Source organism: Burkholderia sp. Bmkn7 (assembly GCF_041103175.1).
Lineage (GTDB): Bacteria > Pseudomonadota > Gammaproteobacteria > Burkholderiales > Burkholderiaceae > Burkholderia > Burkholderia cepacia.
Window position 1 is genome coordinate 1,809,043 of the sequence record NZ_JBGCUH010000002.1, and the last position, 19,434, is coordinate 1,828,476.

General features: G+C 67.9%; 16 protein-coding genes. 9 read left to right on the top strand and 7 right to left on the bottom strand.

Translation table 11 applies throughout. From position 1 onward, the window contains the following. Positions 1 to 192: 192 nt before the first annotated feature. The 3 genes from AB3K92_RS14090 to AB3K92_RS14100 all read right to left on the bottom strand — a co-directional run bounded on the left by AB3K92_RS14090 (position 193) and on the right by AB3K92_RS14100 (position 5,207). Positions 193 to 1,380: a porin gene (locus tag AB3K92_RS14090; RefSeq protein WP_021156646.1), complete on the bottom strand. Its 1,188-nt coding sequence runs from the start codon at positions 1,378 to 1,380 to the stop codon at positions 193 to 195. A 107-nt stretch (positions 1,381 to 1,487) separates the two neighbouring features. Then, positions 1,488 to 3,908: a TIM-barrel domain-containing protein gene (locus AB3K92_RS14095; RefSeq protein ID WP_369465289.1), complete on the bottom strand. Its 2,421-nt coding sequence runs from the start codon at positions 3,906 to 3,908 to the stop codon at positions 1,488 to 1,490. A 27-nt stretch (positions 3,909 to 3,935) separates the two neighbouring features. Next, positions 3,936 to 5,207, bottom strand: coding sequence for an MFS transporter (locus tag AB3K92_RS14100; RefSeq protein ID WP_021156644.1), 1,272 nt, complete (start codon positions 5,205 to 5,207; stop codon positions 3,936 to 3,938). A gap of 472 nt (positions 5,208 to 5,679) precedes the next feature. Here AB3K92_RS14100 and AB3K92_RS14105 point away from each other — a divergent pair, with 472 nt between their 5' ends. The 8 genes from AB3K92_RS14105 to AB3K92_RS14140 all read left to right on the top strand — a co-directional run bounded on the left by AB3K92_RS14105 (position 5,680) and on the right by AB3K92_RS14140 (position 15,074). After that, positions 5,680 to 6,624, top strand: a complete 945-nt coding sequence (locus tag AB3K92_RS14105) for a MurR/RpiR family transcriptional regulator (protein ID WP_369465290.1) — start codon at positions 5,680 to 5,682, stop codon at positions 6,622 to 6,624. Continuing rightward, positions 6,621 to 7,622: an isoaspartyl peptidase/L-asparaginase family protein gene (locus AB3K92_RS14110; protein ID WP_369465291.1), complete on the top strand. Its 1,002-nt coding sequence runs from the start codon at positions 6,621 to 6,623 to the stop codon at positions 7,620 to 7,622. Before AB3K92_RS14105 ends, AB3K92_RS14110 begins: the two co-directional genes overlap by 4 nt. A gap of 29 nt (positions 7,623 to 7,651) precedes the next feature. Further along, positions 7,652 to 9,577 (top strand): dipeptide ABC transporter ATP-binding protein, encoded by a 1,926-nt coding sequence (locus tag AB3K92_RS14115; RefSeq protein WP_369465292.1) that lies wholly within the window; start codon positions 7,652 to 7,654, stop codon positions 9,575 to 9,577. A 127-nt stretch (positions 9,578 to 9,704) separates the two neighbouring features. Further along, on the top strand, positions 9,705 to 11,267 hold the full coding sequence (gsiB, locus tag AB3K92_RS14120; RefSeq protein WP_369465293.1) for a glutathione ABC transporter substrate-binding protein GsiB: 1,563 nt from the start codon (positions 9,705 to 9,707) through the stop codon (positions 11,265 to 11,267). Between the two features lie 79 nt (positions 11,268 to 11,346). Then, entirely contained in the window at positions 11,347 to 12,267 is a 921-nt protein-coding gene (gsiC, locus tag AB3K92_RS14125) for a glutathione ABC transporter permease GsiC (RefSeq protein ID WP_042972832.1), read from the top strand. A gap of 7 nt (positions 12,268 to 12,274) precedes the next feature. Then, on the top strand, positions 12,275 to 13,168 hold the full coding sequence (gene gsiD, locus AB3K92_RS14130) for a glutathione ABC transporter permease GsiD (protein WP_021156639.1): 894 nt from the start codon (positions 12,275 to 12,277) through the stop codon (positions 13,166 to 13,168). After that, on the top strand, positions 13,168 to 14,250 hold the full coding sequence (locus AB3K92_RS14135) for a P1 family peptidase (protein WP_369465294.1): 1,083 nt from the start codon (positions 13,168 to 13,170) through the stop codon (positions 14,248 to 14,250). The genes gsiD and AB3K92_RS14135 overlap by 1 nt, the downstream gene beginning before the upstream one ends. After that, entirely contained in the window at positions 14,247 to 15,074 is an 828-nt protein-coding gene (locus AB3K92_RS14140) for a M55 family metallopeptidase (RefSeq protein WP_226202140.1), read from the top strand. The genes AB3K92_RS14135 and AB3K92_RS14140 overlap by 4 nt, the downstream gene beginning before the upstream one ends. 35 nt (positions 15,075 to 15,109) lie before the next feature. On the opposite strand, the gene AB3K92_RS14145 is transcribed toward AB3K92_RS14140, so the two are convergent. Then, the gene (locus tag AB3K92_RS14145) at positions 15,110 to 15,889 is read right to left on the bottom strand and encodes an alpha/beta fold hydrolase (protein WP_226202142.1); all 780 of its coding nucleotides are present in this window, start codon (positions 15,887 to 15,889) and stop codon (positions 15,110 to 15,112) included. Positions 15,890 to 16,032: 143 nt separating this feature from the next. Here AB3K92_RS14145 and AB3K92_RS14150 point away from each other — a divergent pair, with 143 nt between their 5' ends. Then, a complete protein-coding gene (locus AB3K92_RS14150) occupies positions 16,033 to 16,812 on the top strand; it encodes a helix-turn-helix domain-containing protein (protein ID WP_027791368.1) in 780 nt (259 codons plus the stop codon). Between the two features lie 455 nt (positions 16,813 to 17,267). On the opposite strand, the gene pcaG is transcribed toward AB3K92_RS14150, so the two are convergent. From pcaG to AB3K92_RS14165, 3 genes are all read right to left on the bottom strand, one after another. Next, positions 17,268 to 17,861, bottom strand: a complete 594-nt coding sequence (gene pcaG, locus AB3K92_RS14155) for a protocatechuate 3,4-dioxygenase subunit alpha (RefSeq protein ID WP_021159511.1) — start codon at positions 17,859 to 17,861, stop codon at positions 17,268 to 17,270. Between the two features lie 3 nt (positions 17,862 to 17,864). Further along, positions 17,865 to 18,572: a protocatechuate 3,4-dioxygenase subunit beta gene (gene pcaH, locus AB3K92_RS14160; RefSeq protein ID WP_021159510.1), complete on the bottom strand. Its 708-nt coding sequence runs from the start codon at positions 18,570 to 18,572 to the stop codon at positions 17,865 to 17,867. A 274-nt stretch (positions 18,573 to 18,846) separates the two neighbouring features. Next, positions 18,847 to 19,422: a YiiX/YebB-like N1pC/P60 family cysteine hydrolase gene (locus AB3K92_RS14165; protein WP_369465295.1), complete on the bottom strand. Its 576-nt coding sequence runs from the start codon at positions 19,420 to 19,422 to the stop codon at positions 18,847 to 18,849. Positions 19,423 to 19,434 lie beyond the last annotated feature (12 nt).

A 19,434-nucleotide genomic window follows, 5' to 3' on the forward strand; every position in this document is an offset into this window, starting at 1 on the left:
TGGGTGAACCTGACGAATTGTAAGGTATAGAGAGGATCGAGAAAACCCGTGCAGTTTGCGCGGTGCGCGGACGGGGTGCTGAAAACGCCCCGCGGCGGCCGCGTATCGGATGCTCGGGCAGCACGCGGGGCATCGGCGAAATACGTGTCGCCCGGGGCAGGGGCAGCGCGCCGAAGGCGCTGCCGCGATGGCTCAGAACGTGACGGCGATGCCGGCCATGCCGACGAACTGGCCGTGCGTCGTCGAAGGCGTGAGCTGCTGCGAATCGCCGACGATCGGCGCCGCGTCGATCACGTGGCCGGCACCTTGCGCACCGAGCGTCCGGCCGCTCGAATGCGTGTACGCCTGCAGCGCATAGAGCGTCGTGCGCTTCGACAGGCTGTACGACTCCTTCAGCGAATACTGCTGGTAGCGGGCCGCGCTGTCGATGCCGTTCGCCTTCGACGCGAGCGTGTACGCGAACGCGCCGGCCACCGAGAATGCCGGCGTGAAACGGTATGCGGCGAGCGCGCCGTAGGTGTTGAACACGGCGGTGTCCGTGAACGCGGAGCCGTTGCCGGGCAGATACTTCACGTTCGAATAGTTGACGCCCATCGTCAGGTTGCCGAGCGTATAGTTGCCGGCCGCCGCGACCTGCTCGACGGCCTTCGCGGTCAGGTAGCCCTGGTTCAGCACGGACACCGCGAAGCTGCCCGACGCGGCGGTCGCCGGATTCAGGAAGCCTGCCGACGAGCCCGAGCTGTTGATGCGCAGGTAGCCGGCCGCGACGCCGATCGGCCCGTTCGCATAACGCAGTGCGGCGCTGAACGTGTTGCCCTTGCCGGTCGCGCCGGCAATGCCGCCGAATGCGTACATCGCGCTCGCGGTCAGTCCGGCGAAGGTCGGCGACGTATAGGTAACCGAATTGTTCACGCGGATCGTCGTGTCGAGGCCGTCGATGTCGCCCGGGTGCGCGCCCGTCGCACCGGTCAGCCAACTGCTCGATGCATACGGGCCGACGAACAGGAAGTAGGGCGTGTACTGGCGGCCGGCCGTCATCGTGCCGTAGCGATCGTTGCGCAGGCCGACGAAGGCCTGGCGATTGAATATCAGGCCGGCCGCGGATTGCGCGCCGTTGTTCAAGTTGAAACCGGACTGCAGGTCGAAGATCGCATGCGTGCCGCCGCCCAGGTCCTCGTCGCCGCGCAGCCCGAACTTCGACGCATACAGGTTGCCGTCGCGCATGTAGAGGTTCGAATGGCCCTGCTGGTTGTTCACGTACGCGAGCGAATCGTCGACGACGCCGTACAGCGTCACGCTGCTCTGCGCATGGGCAGCGGTCGCGCCGAGCGACGCGGTCGACAAAATCAGGATTGCATAGCAGTTGACGGGTGCTTTCATTGTCGATCTCCAGGTCTCTTCATCTTTTCAAGGTGGGCGGGAGGCTCGGTCGCCTCCTCTGCAGCGGACGGCGGGCCGCATGAACGGCCCGCCCGATCGGGTTTGCTTCAGTGGTCGAAGGCGACGACGATGCGGCGCCATGTACCGCTCTGCGCATCCTGTTCGACGCGTGCGCCGCGCACGGCGACCGCGCCTTGCACCGACGCGGGCAGCAGGATCTCGACGCGGTCGGCCGGGCGTGCCGGGCGGCCGTCCCAGCGCACCGACACGCCGAGCACGCCCGACGCCTCGCGGCCGGTTTCGACGCGCCACAGCCCGTATTCGCCGTCGCGCCATGCTTCCGTCTCGCCGTCGTCCTCGATGCATTCGCCGTACGCGACGCCGTCCTCGATACGCGGCGCGACGACGAAGCCGCGCGCGTCGGCACGTGCGCCGAAATGCTGTTCCGCGACGTTCAGCGGCAGCACGCGGCCCTCGCGCAGCAGCATCACCGGCGTGTCGAGCGGGGCGGGCAGCGTCACGCTCGCGCCGCCGTCGAACGACCGCGCGCTCGCACAGCACATCCAGCGCGCGCCCGACGGCAGGTAGACGGTGCGCTCCGTCAGGCCCGGATCGACGACCGGCGCGACGAGCAGCGCGTCGCCGAGCATCATGTCGTCGCATGCGTCGTAGCAGCGCGCATCGCCGGGGAAATCGGCGAAGGTCGGCCGCAGCACGGGCTCGTAGCGCGTCGTCGAAAGCCACAGCAGGTGATAGAGGTACGGCAGCAGCCGGTAGCGCTGCTTGATCAGCGAAGCGACCTGTGCGGTGATCTCCGGGTACATCCACGGTTCGTTGACGGTGCCGTCGTCGTTCCACGAATGGATGCTGAAGCGCGGCATGAAGATGCCGAACTGCACCCAGCGCAGCAGCAGTTCGGGCGACGGCGCGGGCCCGGAGAAGCCGCCGATGTCGTGGCCGATGTTCGACACGCCCGACAGCGCGAGACCGAGGCCCATCTTCAGGTTGTAGCGCAGCGTTTCCCACGACGTGTAGTTGTCGCCGGACCAGGTCTGCACATAACGCTGCATGCCGGCACCGCCGGAGCGCGACACGAGGAACGGGCGCTGCGCCGGTGCATGCGCGCGCTGCGCTTCGCGCGACGCGCGCATCATCAGCATCGTCTGCAGCACCTTCGCCTCGCGCGCGGGAAACGGCTGGCCGAAGCCGTGCGCGATCGCGTCGGGCGACCAGATCTCGTATTCGTTGTTGTCGTTCCAGGTCGACTCGATCCCGTATTCGAGCAGCGCCGACGTGACCTGCTCGCGCCACCAGCGGTACGCGTCCGGCTGCGTGAAGTCGAGATACGCGCCGACCTCGTCCCAGAACTGCACCCAGGCCGGCTCGCCGGACGCCGAGCGGATCAGCAGCCCGCGCGTTGCGGCGTCCTCGAAGGCGGGATGGTCGCGCAGCAGGCATGGCTTGATGTTCGCGCACAGGCGGATGCCGTGGTCGCGGTAATGCTGCACGAAGCCCTTCGCGTCGGGAAACTTGTCGCGGTTCCAGTTGAACACGTAGCGCTTCGCGCCGATCGACGTATAGCCCGACGACAGGTGGAACGAGTCGCACAGGATGTCGTGCGTGTCGCACTGTTCGACGAACTGGTTCATCTGCTGCTGCGCGTCCGGCGCATCGGTGTAGCTCATCGTCGAGCCCGAGTAGCCGAGCCCCCATTTCGGGCTGCGCGCGGGGCGCCCCGTGAGCCACGTGAAGCGCCGCGCGGCCGCGAGCGGCGTGTCGGGCGACGCGATGAAGTAGTAGTCGAGATCGCCATGCTCGGCGACGAAGTAGCGGTACGGGCCGTGATAGTTATCGAGCTCGCGGCCCATGTCGAACGTGCAATCCGACAGCGTGTCGTAGAACAGCCCGAACCCCTGGCACGCATCGGGCGACCACGTGATGTAGAACGGGATGTGCTTGTACAGCGGGTCCGTGCTTTTCGCGCTGTAGCCCATCGCGTCGATGTTGCGCATCTCGAAGCGCGCGCCGGTGCGGTCGAGCTCGCCCGCGCGTTCGCCGAGGCCGAATACCTTGTCGCCGCGCTCGCGGGCGACATAGTGATAGGCGCGGTCGTCCCACCAGCCGAAGTTGTACGCCTGCGTCGCGCGGTCGGCGAGTGCGACGCGCCACGCGCCGTCCGCGCCGCGCATCGACCACGTGCAGTGGCCGCCTTGCCGGCGCACGGCGAGCCGGATCTGCTCGGTTTCGATGTGCAGGCCGTCGTCGTCTTCGGTGAGCGAAAAGGCGGGCAGTGCGAAGCCATCGAGGTCGAGGCGGTCGCGCCCTTCGAGCGGCACGTCGTCGAGGCCCGGTGCGATCGTCCACGTGCGCGGGTTGCGCGCCGTCGCGTCGGGCAGCACGCGTACCCGCACGATGTCGTCCTCGAGCACGAAGATCTCGAGGGTCGCGCCCGTATCGGACGCGAGCAGCACACGGTTCGCGTGCTGGCCGGCGACGCGGAACACGGGCGGATGAAGAAGCGAAGTCATGAGTGCGATTCCTGTTAAGGGCGAAGGTCAGGCGTGCCGTGCGAGCAGGCGTTCCTGCTTCGACTGCCCGCGGATCAGCACCGCGAGCAGCGTGACGCCGATGATGTCGAACAGGCCGAGGCACGCGAACAGCGGCGCATAGCCGATCTTGTCGGCGAGCGCGCCGACCAGCAGCGAGAAACCGAGCCCGCCGATCCACGCGGCCATTCCGGCGAAGCCGCTCGCGGTGCCGACTTCCTCGGAATCGAACACGTCGGCCGACAGCGTGTTGACGAGCGCGGAGATCATCTGGTGCGCGAAGCCGCCGACGCAGAACAGCGCGATGGCCGTGTACGGCGACGACACGAGCCCGATCATCGCGGGCCCGAGCATCAGCACCGCGCCGAGCGCGACGCCGGCGACGCGCGACCACACGAGCGGCAGCCTGAACCGCTTCGCGAGATACGGCGACAGGTAACCGCCCGCGATGCCGCCGGCGTCGGCCGCGAGAAACGGCATCCACGCGAAGATCGCGATCTGCGTGAGCGGCATGTGGCGCTCGGTCGCGAGGTACAGCGGAATCCAGAAGCTGAAGGTCTGCCACGCAGGCTCGGCGAAGAAACGCGGCAGCGCGATGGCCCAGAAGCGCCGCGCGGTGACGACGTCGCGAATGCGGCGCTTCGACACGGGCGGCATCGTCGCCTGGCCGTCGCGGATCAGCGCGCGCTCCTGCGGCGTGATGCGCGGATGGTCGGCGGGCGACCGGTATTGCGTGTACCAGAGCGCCGCCCACAGGAAACCGAGCGCGCCGGTGGCCATGAACGCGGCCTGCCAGCCGAACCGCATCGACAGGAACACGACGAGCGGCGGCGCGATCGCGGCGCCGAGCGACGTGCCCGCGTTGAAATAGCCGACCGCGACGGATTTTTCGCGATCGGGAAACCATTCCGCAACCGCCTTCATCCCCGACGGAATCGCGGCGGCTTCGAACAGGCCCAGGAGGCCGCGCAGGATGCCGAGCGACAGCCAGCCCGATGCGAAGCCGTGCGCGACGCCGACCACCGACCACAGCATCGCGAACAGCGCGAACCCGAGCCGCAGGCCGATCAGGTCGACGATGAAACCGCACACGGGCTGCATGATCGTGTAACCGATCTGGAACGCGCCGACGATGTACGAATACTGCTGCGTCGAGATCGCGAACACGTGCTTCAGCTCGGGGGCGAGCACCGCGAGAGAATTCCGTGCGAGGTAGTTGAGGATCGTGCCGAGACATACGAGCACGATGATCCACCAGCGCAACGCCTTGACTGTCTTCACTGCTGTCTCCTGTCGGGCAGGGCCGGCGCGCGGCGCCGGGCCGATCCATGACGACCATCCGTTGGGGATGGCCTGTTTCGCTTTATTTGTACGATGTCCGATCTTGAGGGGCGCCAGCTTTCCCGGTTTGACGCGGAATGATGGCGTTCAAGCGAACACTTCGCCGTCATCGAAGTTCGAAGTTATCTGACGACTGATCATTTTCGAACATCCTATGTTCGAATTCGAATCCGGTCAACGCGAAATTGCATTCGAACGAACTTGCTCGGGGTTTTCCCGATGGGCGGGCGCAGGCGACGCACGCGCAGACCTGCGGCGATCACATGCCAAAGGCCCGTGCGGCGGGGCTGTGCGGGCGTCGGGCGATCGCAGGGCGCGGGAACGGGACGCGACAACGCCGATGAAAATTTATTTCTTTTCGCGACATGGATTGTGTAAATTCATTTCCATCATTCTTTCAACAACCCTTCGCATGACGTCTCTCGCTCCGCACGATGCCAGTCACGACGAACCCGCGATCGCCGAACGGATCGCGTCGGCGATGCCGTTGATGACGCCGATCCACCGGCGCATGGGCGAGTTCGTGCTCGCGAATCCGTTCCGCGCGGCGACGATGCGCATCGACGAACTCGCGCAAGCCGTGAATGCGTCGATCGCGACCGCGAACCGTTTCGCGAAGGCGCTCGGTTTCGACGGCTATCCGGCGATGCGCGCGGCGCTCGTGCGCGGCTTCGAGGCGACGCTCGGGCCGGTCGAACGACTGCGTTCCGCGCAGGAGCAGGAGTCCGGGGTACGCGGTGCCGCATGGATCGACGCGGTATTCGACCAGGCCGTCGCGAACATCGAGAACACGCGCGCGCAACTGGACGCGGCCGATGTCGAGGCCGCGGTCGAGGCGATCGTCGGCGCGCGGCGCGTGCTGATCCTCGGCGCGGGGTCGAGCGCGTTCCTCACCGGGCTGATGGAGCACGGGCTGTCCGTCTGCCACGACAACGTGCAGTCGCTCGCGCTGCTCGGCGGCCCGTCGCACGCGGCCCGGCGGCTCTATACGGCCGACTCGCGCGATCTCGTGATCGCGCTCGCGTTTCCGCGCTACGTGAAGGACACGATCGAACTGGCCCGCCGCGCGGCGGCGCGCGGCGCACGCGTGCTCGGTATCTCCGACGGTCCGCAATCGCCGCTGGCGCCGATCGCGACCCTGAACCTGTACGTCAAGGCCGAACGGCGCTTCGCGGCCACGTCGGAAGCAGCCGTGCTCACGATGATCGAGGCGCTGATCGACGCGGTCGCGCTGCGCACGCACCGGTCCGCGAAATCCGCCGCCGAGATGACCGAATTCCTGCTGCCGTGGCTCATGCAGCCGCAAGCGACGCAGCCGGCCGCCAACCCTTCTTCCCACCGTCCGAAAAAAACATGACTTCAACCGCGATCGTTGCGATTCACGGCGGCGCAGGCACGATCCTGCGCGATGCGATGGATTCCGACACCGAACGTCAGTACCGTGCCGAGCTGACCGCGATCCTGACGGCCGCCCAGCAGGTGCTGGCCGACGGCGGCAGCGCGCTCGACGCCGTCACCGTCGCGGTGCGGATGCTCGAGGACTGTCCGTTGTTCAACGCCGGGCGCGGTGCCGTCTATACGGCCGAAGGCAAGCACGAACTCGACGCGGCGGTCATGGATGGCGCGACGCTCGGCGCGGGTGCGATCTGCTGCGCGACGCGCGTGCGCAATCCGGTGCTCGCCGCGCGGCGCGTGATGGAGGCGAGCGAACACGTGCTGTTCGCCGGCGCGGGGGCCGATGCGTTCGCGGCCGCACAGGGGCTCGAACTCGCGGAGCCCGGCTATTTCGACACCGAAGCGCGTCACTCGCAGTGGGTCAAGGCGCGCACGGCAGCCGGCGCGATGCTCGACCATGACGCGGCGACGTTCGCGTTCGGCAAATCGCCGTCGCAGCCGCTGCCGGCCGAGCCGCTCGATCCGGACCGCAAGCACGGCACGGTCGGCGCGGTCGCGTGCGACCGGCACGGCCACATCGCGGCGGCGACGTCGACGGGCGGCATCACGAACAAGCAGCCGGGGCGTGTCGGCGATTCGCCGATCATCGGCGCCGGCTGCTATGCGGACGATGCGACCTGCGCGGTGTCGGCGACGGGCACCGGCGAGATGTTCATCCGGCTCGCGACCGCGCATGACGTTGCCGCGCAGATCGCGTATCGCGGCGCGTCGCTCGCCGATGCCGCGCACGACGTCGTGATGAACAAGCTGCCGCGCCTTGCGGGCCGCGGCGGGATCATCGCGGTCGACGCGCAGGGCAACGTCGCGATGCCGTTCAACACCGAAGGGATGTACCGCGGTTACGCGCGCGTCGGTGAAGCGCCGGTGGTCGGCATCTATCGCGACGACGACACGGCCTGACCCCGGCCAGCACGAAGAGGAGAGCCACGATGACTTCGAGCCGTAACCCGTCCGGCCTGGTGCTGCCCGAGCAGCGCGTGGTGGCCGTCGACGACCTGTCGGTCACGTTCCGCCGCGAAGGCGCGACGTTCGACGCGGTGCGCAACGTGTCGTTTCACGTCGATCGCGGCGAGACGCTCGCGATCGTCGGCGAATCGGGCTCGGGCAAGTCGGTCACGTCGCTCGCGCTGATGCGGCTCGTCGAACACGGCGGCGGCGCGATCACGAACGGCCGGATCGCGTTCCGCCGGCGCGGCGGCGCGCTCGTCGATCTTGCGCAGGCAAGCGGTGCGACGATGCGCGGCATTCGCGGCGCGGACATCGCGATGATCTTCCAGGAGCCGATGACGTCGCTGAACCCGGTGTTTACGGTCGGCGACCAGATCAGCGAGGCGATCGCGCTGCATCAGTCGAAGAGTGCATCGGAAGCGCGCGCGGAGACGCTGCGGCTGCTCGAACTCGTGCGCATTCCGGAGGCGCGCCGCGTGTTCGCGCGTTATCCGCACCAGTTGTCGGGCGGGATGCGGCAGCGCGTGATGATCGCGATGGCGCTGTCGTGCCGGCCCGCGCTGCTGATCGCCGACGAGCCGACGACCGCGCTCGACGTGACGATCCAGGCGCAGATCCTGCAGCTGGTGCGCGGGCTGCAGGACGAAATGAACATGGGCGTGATCTTCATCACGCACGACATGGGCGTGGTGGCCGAAGTGGCCGACCGCGTGCTCGTGATGTATCGCGGCGAGAAGGTCGAGGAGGGCGAGTCGGATCGCATCTTCGCGGCGCCCGCGCATCGCTACACGCGTGCGTTGCTCGCGGCCGTGCCGAAGCTCGGCTCGATGCAGGGCACCGACGCGCCCGAGAAATTCCCGCTGCTGAAGGTGGAGGGCGCAAACACGACAGCACCGGCGGCATCGCCGGTGCCCGCATCGGCGCCCGCACCGGCGGCGAACGACGATGCGCAGCCGGGCTTCGATCGATCCGCGTCGCCGATCCTGCGCGTGCGCGATCTCGTGACGCGCTTCCCGGTGAAGAGCGGCGTGTTCGGCCGCGTATCGCAATACGTGCATGCGGTCGAGCGTGTGAGCTTCGAGTTGCGCGCGGGCGAGACGCTCGCGCTGGTCGGCGAATCGGGCTGCGGCAAGTCGACCACCGGCCGCTCGCTGCTGCGCCTCGTCGAATCGCAGAGCGGCTCGATCGAGTTCGACGGCCGCGACATCAGTGCGCTGAAAGGCCCCGACCTGCAGGCGCTGCGCCGGAACATCCAGTTCATCTTCCAGGACCCGTTCGCATCGCTGAACCCGCGCCTGACCGTGGGTTTCTCGATCATGGAGCCGCTGCTCGTGCACGGTGTCGCGAGCGGCCGCGAGGCGCAGGCGCGGGTCGACTGGCTGCTCGACAAGGTCGGCCTGCCGCCCGAGGCCGCGCGTCGTTATCCGCATGAATTCTCGGGCGGCCAGCGCCAGCGGATCGCGATCGCGCGCGCGCTCGCGCTGAACCCGAAGGTCGTGATCGCCGACGAATCGGTGTCGGCGCTCGACGTGTCGGTGCAGGCGCAGATCGTCAACCTGATGCTCGACCTGCAGCGCGAACTCGGCGTCGCATACCTGTTCATCTCGCACGACATGGCCGTCGTCGAGCGCATCAGCCATCGCGTCGCGGTGATGTATCTCGGCCAGATCGTCGAGATCGGCCCGCGCCGCGCGGTGTTCGAGGCGCCGCAGCATCCGTACACGAAAAAGCTGATGAGCGCGGTGCCGGTGGCCGACCCCGCGCGCCGGCACGCCCCGCGCCAGCTCGCAGCGGACGAAATCCCGAGCCCGATCCGCGCGGCCGGCGACGAGCCGGTCGTCGCGCCGCTCGTCGCGGTCGGCCCCGATCACTACGTCGCGACGCACCGCGTCGGCGGCGCGTACTGAACACGCGCAGGTTGCCATGGACCGCAGCTGCGCACGAGCGAGGCAACGACGCATTTTCCCCGAGCGGGCGCCGTCCCGCCGCGACTCTCACCACGCGTTATCGAATCACCCACAGGAGCCCAGCAAGATGAACAAGCCGTATTCGTTCCCGATGTTCCGTCCACGCGCACTGCTCGCAGCGGGTGCCGGCGCGCTCGCGCTGTCGGCCGCGGTGCCCGCGTTCGCGCAGCAGACCGCGGTGATGGCGGTGGATTCGACGTTCACGACGATGGACCCGTACGACGCGAACGACACGGTGTCGCAGGCCGTCGTCAAGTCGTTCTACCAGGGGCTGTTCGGCTTCGACAAGGACATGAAGCTCGTCAACGTGCTGGCAACCGGCTACGACGCGAGCCCGGATGCGAAGACCTACACGATCAAGCTGCGCCAGGGCGTGAAGTTCCATGACGGCACCGATTTCAACGCGGCGGCCGTGAAGGCGAACTTCGACCGCGTGACCGATCCCGCGAACCACCTGAAGCGCTACAACATGTTCCGCGTGATCGAGAAGACCGAAGTGGTCGATCCGTACACGGTGAAGATCACGCTGCGCGAGCCGTTCTCCGCGCTGATCAACACGCTCGCGCACCCGTCGGCCGTGATGATCTCGCCGGCCGCGCTGAAGAAGTGGGGCCGCGACATCGCGCTGCATCCGGTCGGCACGGGGCCGTTCGAGTTCGTCGAATGGAAGCAGACCGACGACCTGAAGGTGAAGAAGTTCGCCGGCTACTGGAAGAAGGGTTACCCGAAGATCGACGCGATCGACTGGAAGCCGGTGGTCGACAACAACACGCGCGCGGCGCTGATCAAGACGGTCGAGGCCGATTTCGCGTTCCGCATTCCGTTCGAGCAGGCTGCCGACCTGAAGGGCAACCCGAAGGTCGACGTCGTGGAGCGGCCGTCGATCGTGCAGCGCTACGTGTCGCTGAACCTGCAGCAGAAACCGTTCGACAACCCGAAGGTGCGCCAGGCGCTGAACTACGCGGTGAACAAGGAAGCGCTCGCGAAGGTCGCGTTCGCCGGCTTCGCGACGCCGTCCACCGGCGTGGTGCCGCAGGGCGTCGACTACGCGACGAAGCCGGGCCCGTGGCCGTACGACCCGGCGAAGGCGCGCGCGCTGCTGAAGGAGGCCGGTTACCCGAACGGCTTCGAGACGACGCTGTGGTCCGCCTATAACAACTCGACGTCGCAGAAGGCGATCCAGTTCGTGCAGCAGCAGCTCGCGCAGGTCGGCGTGAAGGTGCAGGTGCAGGCGCTGGAAGCCGGCGAGCGCGTCGCGAAGGTCGAGAGCGCGCCGGATCCGGCGAAGGCGCCGGTGCGGATGTACTACATCGGCTGGTCGTCGTCGACCGGCGAGGCGAACTGGGCGATCACGCCGCTGCTCGCCGGCGCGTCGGCGCCGCCGAAGCTCCTGAATACCGCGTACTACAAGAACGACACGGTCGACGGCGATCTCTCGAAGGCACTGGAGACGGTCGACCGCTCGAAGAAGGCCGAGCTCTACGCCGATGCGCAGAAGCAGATCTGGGCCGATGCGCCGTGGATCTTCCTCGTGCAGGAGAAGATCGTGTATGCGCGCAGCAAGCGGCTTCAGGGTGCGTACGTGATGCCGGACGGCTCGTTCAACTTCGACGAAATCTCGCTGAAATGACAGTGGTGATGACGGCGGTTCGTCCGCCACGCGGTGCCGGCCGCGCAAGCCGCCGGCACGCTGACTCGATCGGTGCCCCATGCTGAATTTTCTCGTCAAACGCCTGTTCGGCCTGCTGCCCACGCTCGCGATCGTCGCGGTGCTGGTGTTCCTGTTCGTCCACCTGCTGCCGGGCGACCCGGCGCGGCTCGCGGCCGGGCCCGAAGCCGACGACGCGACGGTCGCGCTGGTGCGCACCGATCTCGGCCTCGACCAGCCGCTGCCCGCGCAGTTCGTGAACTTCTTCGTGAAGATCGCGCACGGCGATTTCGGCCTGTCGACCCGCAGCAAGCGGCCGGTATCGACCGAGATCGGCGAGCGCTTCATGCCGACGCTGATGCTGACGCTCGTCAGCATGGCGTGGGCGACGGCCTTCGGCATGGCGATCGGCATCGCGTCGGCGGTGTGGCGCAACCGCTGGCCGGACCGCCTCGGCATGACGCTCGCGGTGTCGGGCATCTCGTTTCCCGCGTTCGCGCTCGGCATGCTGCTGATGGAAATTTTCTCGGTGAAGCTCGGCTGGCTGCCCGTCGTGCCGGACGGTTCGTGGCGGAGCTACGTGCTGCCGTCGCTGACGCTCGGCGCCGCGGTCGCGGCCGTGATGGCGCGCTTCACGCGTGCGTCGTTCGTCGAGGTGCTGAACGAGGATTTCGTGCGCACCGCGCGCGCGAAAGGCGTGCACGAGCCGATGGTGGTGCTCAAGCACTGCCTGCGCAACGCGATGATCCCGGTCGTCACGATGATGGGGCTGCAGTTCGGCTTCCTGTTGGGCGGCTCGATCGTCGTCGAGGTCGTGTTCAACTGGCCGGGGCTCGGGCGCCTGCTCGTCGATGCCGTGACGATGCGCGACTACCCCGTGATCCAGGCGATCGTGTTGCTGTTTTCGCTCGAATTCATCCTGATCAACCTGACCGTCGACGTGCTGTACGCGGTCATCAACCCGACCATCCGGTTCAAGTGAGGCGCGCATGAACGCGACTGTCCAGACCGCGGCGCCGGCCGCACCCACCGCGATCCGCACGCCGTGGCGCGAATTCTGGCGCAAGTTTCGCAAGCAGACCGTCGCGCTCGTCGCGGGCGGCTTCGTGCTGGCGCTCGTCGTGCTGGCGTTCGTCGGCCCGCACGTCGTGCCGTTCGATCCGGAGAACTATTTCGACTACGACGCACTGAACGCGGGGCCGTCGGCCGTGCACTGGTTCGGCGTCGATTCGCTCGGCCGCGACATCTTCAGCCGGATCATCACGGGCACGCGCATCTCGCTCGCGGCCGGCTTCTTCTCCGTCGCGCTCGGCGCGGTGATCGGCACGTTCTTCGGGCTGCTCGCCGGCTACTACGAAGGCTGGTGGGACCGCATCACGATGCGCGTGGCCGACGTGCTGTTCGCGTTCCCGGGCATCCTGCTCGCGATCGGCGTGGTCGCGATCCTCGGCAACGGGATGGTCAACGTGATCTGCGCAGTCGCGATCTTCAGCATCCCGGCGTTCGCGCGGCTCGTGCGCGGCAACACGCTGATGCTCAAGCACATGACCTATGTCGAGGCCGCGCGCAGCATCGGCGCGTCGGACTGGACGATCATCATGCGGCACATCCTGCCCGGCACCGTGTCGTCGGTCGTCGTCTACTTCACGATGCGGATCGGCACGTCGATCATCACGGCCGCGAGCCTGTCGTTCCTCGGGCTCGGCGCGCAGCCGCCGACGCCGGAGTGGGGCGCGATGCTCAACGAGGCGCGCGCGGACATGGTGACGGCGCCGCACATCGCGATCTTCCCGAGCCTCGCGATCTTCCTGACCGTGCTCGCGTTCAACCTGCTCGGCGACGGGCTGCGCGACGCGCTCGATCCGAAGCTGGAGCGCCGCTGATGCGCATCGCACCGATGTGGACGGCAGCGTTGCCGGCCGGGCCGCGCGGCACGATCGCCGACGTGCCGGGCGTGACGGTCGGCCATTGCACGCTCGATGCCGGCAACGTGCAGACGGGCGTGACCGTCGTGAAGCCGCATCCGGGCGACGTGTACCGCAGCAAGGTGCCGGCCGGGGCCGCCGTGATCAACGGCTTCGGCAAGAGCGTCGGGCTTGTGCAGGTCGACGAGCTCGGCACGCTCGAGACGCCGATCGCGCTGACCAATACGTTCGGCGTCGGCGCGCTCGCGCACGCGCAGATCCGCGCGGCGATCGCGGCGAATCCGCAGATCGGCCGCGACTGGCCGACCGTCAACCCGCTCGTGTTCGAGTGCAACGACGGTTATCTGAACGATATCCAGGCGTTCGCGGTCACGGCCGCGCATTACGACGACGCGTGCCGCGCGGCGTCGCGTGACGTCGCGCGCGGCGCGGTGGGGGCCGGGCGCGGGATGTCATGCTTCGACCTGAAGGGCGGGATCGGTTCGGCGTCGCGCGTTGCGGTCGCGGCCGGCCGGCCCTATACGGTCGGCGCACTCGTGCTCGCGAATTTCGGCCGGCTGCCGATGCTGACGCTCGGCGGCGTGCCGCTCGGGCGCATCGTCGCGCAACGGCGGGCGGCCGAGGCCGCGCACGCGGCGCCACCCGAGCAGGGCTCGATCATCCTGTTGCTGGCCACCGATGCGCCGCTCGACGCGCGGCAACTGTCGCGGCTCGCGCGCCGTGCGGGCGCGGGGCTGGCCCGCACGGGTTCGGTGTACGGGCACGGCAGCGGCGACATCGCGCTCGCCTTCTCCACCGCCTACACGATCGCGCACGACGCGTCGACCATCGCGCTGCCGGCCCTCGTCGCCGATGCGGCGCTCGATCCGCTGTTCATGGCGGCCGCCGAAAGCGTCGAGCACGCCATCGTCGATGCGTTGCTGCAGGCCGTGACGGTGGCCGGGCGCGACGGTCACGTGCGGCAATCGCTGCGCGACGCGGTGCCCGATCTCGATCGCCTGTTCAACGAAGGCCACGAAGGACGTCTTATCCAGTCATGAAGATCCTGATTTCGACCGACATCGAAGGCGTCGCCGGCGTGTTCGCCACCGAGCAGACACGTGCCGGCAATCCGGAATACGAACGCGCGCGGCGCTGGATGACCGCCGAGGCGAATGCGGCGATCGAAGGCGCGTTCATGGGCGGTGCGCAGGCCGTGTGGGTCAACGATTCGCACGGCGGTTTCCGCAACCTGCTGCCCGACGGGCTCGATGCGCGTGCGCGTGTCGTGCTCGGCAAGCCGCGCACGCTCGGGATGATGGCGGGCCTCGAACAGCAGCCCGACCTCGTGTTCATGATCGGCTATCACGCGAAATCGCAGACGCGCGGCATCCTCGCGCACACGATCAACAGCTTCGCGTTCACGCAGGTGTGGCTGGACGGCGTCGAGCTCGGCGAAGCCGGGCTGTACGGCGCGCTGGCCCGCGAATACGGCGCGCACGTCGCGCTGGCCTCCGGCGACGACGTGTTCGCGGAAGAAACGCAGCCGCTGTTTCCGGATGCGCATGTCGAGACGGTCAAGACGGCCGGCGGCGCATCGAGCGGCGATACGCTCACGCCGGCCGCGTCGTGTGCGCGGATCGCAGCCGCTGCGCGCGCGACGGTCGCGCAGGCACTGTCGGCAGGCGTGCGCGCCGGTGCCCGCCGCCCCGCGCCGGCCGCCTGCACGTTGCGCGTGCAGACGGCGGCGCTGGCCGACCTGTTCTGCGTGCTGCCGTCGCTGGAGCGCGTCGATGCGGTGACGCTGCGCTTCGACGGGCCTTCGGTCGAGCACGTGGTGCGCACGTTGAACAGCCTGTCTGCGATGTCGTTCATGCTGCGGTGATGCGTGCCGCGGCGATGTCGCCGGCGTGCGACCGGTCAATGGGCGGCTGCAGGGCTCGCTGTCACGGCAAGCAGGAACGATTCCATGGCCGCGACCAGCGCGAGCGGTGTCTCGTTCATCGGATAGTGGCCCGCATTGCGCAACACGTCGACGGTGGCGAGCGGGTAGCGCCGCAGGTAAGTGCGGGCCATCAGCGCCGCGTCGAACGCCGGATCGTGCTCGCCGATCAGCACTTTCACCGGATGGGTGCCGGCGATCTCGTGGCTGAAATCCGTATCGGCCCACGCGCGGAAGTACGCGCCGAACGCCGGCGGCGACGAACGGGCTGCCGAATACGCGGCTTTCCACGCGACCCAGGCGGCGGGCAGCCGGCCGCCGGTGCTGCGATCGATGATGGTTTGGCGATCGGTGACGTGGTCGGCGGCCCGCTCGAATAGCGCGCGTTTCTCTGCGTCGAACGGCAGGCCGCCGCAAGGCACGGGCGTGACCGGCACGAGCGCGCGGACCCGGTCGGGCGCGATGACGGCGATTTTCTCGGCCGCCATCGCACCCATCGAGTGGCCGACGACGCTGAAGGTCGGGAATTCGAGTGCGTCGGCAAGCGCGAGCGCGTCGGCGGCGATCTCGTCGATCGTGTAGTCGCCGGCTGTGTCGCGCATGCGGCCGTAACCTCGGTAGTCCATGAACACATAGCTGAAACGCTCACGCGACAACCACGCTTCGACGGGTTCGAACGCGTGGGCGTCGCCGAACCAGCCGGGCAGTACAAGAACAGGGTGGGGGCCGTCCCCCACGCGATGAAACGTATTCGGCATGTCCGCTCCGATGCAGTGGTAATCCGGCCGATCAGGCCGACGGGTCTTGCGGCCGCGAGGTCGCGCAAGGGGTGGAGCGGATCGTAGATCGCGCGAAGGAGACCCGCCTTCGATATCGGGTCATTGATGATGGAATTCGGGCCGTGAGAAATACGCTGCTAGATCCCTACGAACACATTCCGCGAAGCGTGGTCGTGACCGCGAACGACTACGCGGCGGGTACGACGTTTCCGGAACACGCGCACGTGCGCGGGCAATTCGCGTTCGCGTCGCGCGGCACGATCAGCGTGTCGACGCCGCACGGGCGCTGGCTGGTGCCGCCGCAGCGCGCGTGCTGGGTGCCGGCCGGCGTGCGGCACGAAATGACGATGACCGGGCCGGTCACGATGCTCAACACGTTCGTGTCCGGCGACGCCGCGCTCGAGGCGGGCCTGCCCGAGCAATGCGGCGTCTATGGCGTATCGGCGCTGCTGCGGCAACTGATCGACGATGCGATCGACCTGCCGGCCCTGTACGACGTCGACGGGCGCGCGGGCAAGCTGATGGCGCTGCTGGTCGCGGAAATCGCGACGATGCCGCGCCTGTCGCTGCATGCGCCGCTGCCGGCCGACGCGAGGCTGGCGAAGGTGTGCCGGCACCTGCTCGCGTCGCCGTCGATCGCGGCCGATCTCGACCAGGTAGCCGCCGATGCCGGCGTGAGCCGGCGCACGTTCACGCGGCAGTTTCGCGCGCAGACGGGCGTGAGTTTTGCCGCATGGCGTCAGCAGGTGTGCATGCTCGCGGCGATCGCCCGCCTGAGCGACGGGCAGCCGGTCACGCGCGTCGCGCTCGATCTCGGGTACGCGAGCGCCAGCGCGTTCACGTCGGCGTTTCGCCGCATTCTGGGCGATACGCCGAGCCGCTATCTGGAGATTCGGCGCTGACCGGAAGGCATCCGCGGCACCACGCCGATGTGCCGGTCTCCGAAAAAAATACGCGTCTGCCAACTTCGGTCAGACGCGCTTAAAGGCACCCGGTCAGAAAAAATGCGCGCATGGCCCGGTGGGCCGATGTCGCGCATGGCATGCGTATTTATTGCCGATCCTGATTTAATTCCGTTTGAGTGTTGCGGATAACGCAGCATACGCCGCATAACGCGCAAACGATATCCTGCCGGGGCGACGATTCATGTGCAGTCGCAGCATGCGTTTCAATCGCGCGTTCGATACGGGGGCGGCAGGCCCTGACGCCGGGCATCGATGCCCGTGGCCCAGCGCGCTGCGCCGCAGCATCGAATGATGGCGCCTGAACACGAAAAACGCCGCGTGGCGCGACGCCTGTCGGTATCGGGCCACGCGGCGTTGCGGTAGCGGGCGAAGCCGGCGTGCGCCGGCCCGCGTCACACGTCGAAGAACACCGTTTCGTCGGGCCCCTGCATGCGGATGTCGAAGCGGTAGACGACCGGGCGGCCCGGTTGCGCGTCGCGTTTCGCGACGAGCGTCGCGCGACGCTCGGCGGGCACCGCGTTCAGCACCGGGTCGGCTGCGTTCGCGGCGGCTTCGTCGTCGAAATACACGCGTGTGAACGCATGGGTGAGGATCCCGCGCATCATCACGGTCACGTTGATGTGCGGCGCCTCGCCGGCGGTGAGGCGGCCCGGCTTCACCGTCTCGACGACGAAGCGCTGCTGCGCATCGGTGCCGGTGCCGACCCGCGCGAAGCCCGTGAAGCCGGATTTCGCGATGTCGTCGCGCGACGCGGGGTAGCGGCCCGCGCTGTCCACCTGCGTGAATTCGAGCACCGCGTCGCCAACGACGTTGCCGTCGCCGTCGAACACCTGGCCGACCAGCAGCACGTGCTCGCCTTCGGCGTGTGCCGCGGCGATCGTCGGCGTGAACAGGCTTTTCAGGTCGTAGCCGTATTGCTGCGGGCACAGGCCGTATGCGAAGTACGGGCCGACCGTCTGCGAAGGGGTTTGCTTCAGCGTCGTCATGGTTCAGCGCTCCATCGGGGTAGCGTCGCGGCCGCGCAGCACGATGTCGAATTCGTAGCCGAGCGCATAGCCTTCTTCGGTGATGTCCATCGAGAAGCGCGAGATCAGGCGATCGCGCGCGGCCTCGGGCGTGCCCTGGAAGATCGGGTCGTACGCGAGCAGCGGGTCGCCGGGGAAGTACATCTGCGTGACGAGACGCGAGCCGAAGTAATCGCCGAACAGCGAGAAATGGATGTGATTCGGGCGCCACGCGTTCGGATGGTTGCCCCACGGATATGCGCCGGGCTTGATCGTCAGGAAGCGGTAGCGGCCTTCGTTGTCGGTCAGGCAGCGGCCCGCGCCGAGGAAGTTCGGGTCGAGCGGCGCGTCGTGCTGGTCGACCTTGTGCACGTAGCGGCCGGCGGCGTTCGCCTGCCACACCTCGACGAGCGTGTTGCGCACGGGCTTGCCGCCTTCGTCGAGCACGCGGCCCGTGACGACCATGCGCTCACCGAGCGGCTCGCCGTTCTTCACGGCGTTCTTCGTCAGGTCGTGGTCGAGCGCGCCGAGATCCTCGGCGCCGTAGACGGGCGCGTACTGGTCGCGCAGTTTCTCCTTCAGCGGGATCAGCGGGCGGGTCGGGCCGCGCTTCACGGACGAACGGTACTCGGGGTGGATATAGGCCGGATGCGACGGCCAGTCGCGCGGCGTGAGGATCGTGGGGGAATCCATCGGGCGTCTCCTGATAGGTACTTCGCGAAGTGGATGGCAGGACTTTAGCCAATCCGGAAAGTTATGCAAAATGACCTTTTTTCGCGAATCGCATAACCGTTCGTTATGTTCGGCGCGCCAATGAAAATTCCGCCGGACAGGATGCCTGTCCGGCGGAAAAAGCGATCGGGCTTCGCGTCGTCGGTGACGACCCCGTGCACGGCCCTCCAGCCAGCCCGTCGCTGATTTTTGTGTTTTCGTTCTTGTTGTTATCTGGTCTCCCTGAGCGCGCCCTTCATGACTGGCGGCCGGGATCGAACACGATCCCGTCGAATTCGAGTGACAGCGTGCCGCCGCGCAGCAGTGCCGCCGGTGTCGCGTCCCGGTCGGCGCCGAGCACGTCGCTCACGTAGTCCGCGCAGAACGCGCGCCGCGTCCGCAGGTTGAAGCGGTTGCGGAGCAGCGCGTCGATCCGCTGTTCCGCCGTTGCATGCACCCGGCGTTGCGCGTCGGCGGTCGGTGCCGCGACGCGGCGTGCCAGCGCGATGCGCCCGCCGTCGGTACGGGCGACGAAGCGCGACAGCGGCGTGAGCTTCGTCCACGCAAACCCGGATTCGGCGATCACGGGCTCGTCGCCCGACGTATCGACGACGATGCCGAAGCGATTGGCCCACGTGCCCGTCGTGCCTGTCGTGCCCGCCGCGTCGCGCGGCGCGCTCGCCGGCACGCGGACGAACACGAGATCCCCGACGTGCGCGCTGGCGGCCAGCGTGCGGATCGTGGCGAGCGGCATCGTGCGATCCGTGTCGCGTGCATCACGCGGGGCGGTGTGGCGCGATTCGTAGGCGGCGGTTTCGGTTCGGGTGGTCATTTCGGCTCCGTC